Source organism: Pseudoalteromonas sp. S3785 (assembly GCF_005887365.1).
GTDB lineage: Bacteria > Pseudomonadota > Gammaproteobacteria > Enterobacterales > Alteromonadaceae > Pseudoalteromonas.
Genome location: NZ_PNCT01000145.1, coordinates 1 through 259, shown reverse-complemented (window position 1 = coordinate 259; position 259 = coordinate 1). Strand labels below are relative to the sequence as shown.

Here is a 259-nt window from a genome sequence, read left to right as displayed (position 1 = left end):
ACTGACCACTTCAGTGCCCATTGAATACCATTAAAAAACATTAAGTGTACTTTGCTATGTGTCTCTCCATCGCTGTGGGCACCACGACATCGTAAGGCTCCAAATATAAGAAAAGTAATATTCAGCATGCTCTTCTCTAAAGCGTAGCGTCTCCTTAGCGCAGCACCTCTTTGTGAACCGTGTTTTGGTTATCCAACACATTAAGCGATGATAGGCAGCATCTGTTAGTGACTCTCCACTGCTATCGGCACCACGACAT

Annotated in this window: 1 protein-coding gene; it reads right to left on the bottom strand. The window is 44.4% G+C overall.

The window, feature by feature from the left end; translation table 11 throughout:
* Positions 1 to 54: 54 nt before the first annotated feature.
* On the bottom strand, positions 55 to 259 hold a 205-nt coding region (locus CWC17_RS19470; RefSeq protein ID WP_212750657.1), incomplete at its 5' end, for a hypothetical protein.